Origin of the sequence: Streptomyces sp. NBRC 110611 (genome assembly GCF_001590865.1) — a bacterium.
Lineage (GTDB): Bacteria > Actinomycetota > Actinomycetes > Streptomycetales > Streptomycetaceae > Streptomyces.
In genome coordinates this window covers 1-791 of sequence record NZ_BBUY01000094.1, presented here as the reverse complement: position 1 = coordinate 791, position 791 = coordinate 1, and the positions used below count along the sequence as shown (strand labels likewise).

Below are 791 nucleotides of genomic sequence, written 5' to 3'. Positions count from 1 at the left end.
TCCAGAAGGTGATCTTGCCGAGGCGCTCGTCGAGCATCTTGCCGGTGAACTTCGGCCACCAGAAATGGAAGCCGGAGAACATCGCGAAAACGACCGTGCCGAAGATGACGTAGTGGAAGTGCGCCACGACGAAGTACGAGTCCGAGACATGGAAGTCCATCGGCGGCGACGCCAGGATCACACCGGTCAGACCACCGAACGTGAAGGTGATCAGGAACCCGATCGCCCACAGCATCGGCGTCTCGAACGACAACGATCCCTTCCACATCGTCCCGATCCAGTTGAAGAACTTCACACCGGTCGGCACCGCGATCAGGAATGTCATGAAGGAGAAGAACGGCAAGAGCACGCCGCCCGTGACGTACATGTGGTGCGCCCACACCGTCACCGACAGACCCGCGATCGAAACCGTCGCCGCGACCAGACCCATGTAACCGAACATCGGCTTCCGCGAGAACACCGGAATGACCTCGGAAATGATGCCGAAGAACGGCAGCGCGATGATGTACACCTCGGGATGCCCGAAGAACCAGAACAGGTGCTGCCACAGCAGCGCACCGCCATTGGCCGCATCGAAGACATGCGCACCGAATTTACGGTCCGCCTCCAGCGCGAACAGCGCGGCCGCCAGCACCGGGAAGGCCAGCAGGACCAGCACACCGGTCAGCAGCACATTCCACGTGAAGATCGGCATCCGGAACATCGTCATGCCCGGCGCACGCATGCAGATGATCGTGGTGATGAAGTTGACCGAACCGAGGATCGTGCCGAAACCGGAGAAGGCCAGACCC

At 60.7% G+C, this 791-nt stretch carries 1 protein-coding gene; it reads right to left on the bottom strand.

Features of this window, described 5'->3' with window-relative positions; genetic code table 11:
* The coding region (locus AZE13_RS33515) for a cbb3-type cytochrome c oxidase subunit I (RefSeq protein WP_181690559.1) at window positions 1-791 on the bottom strand (791 nt) is incomplete at both ends.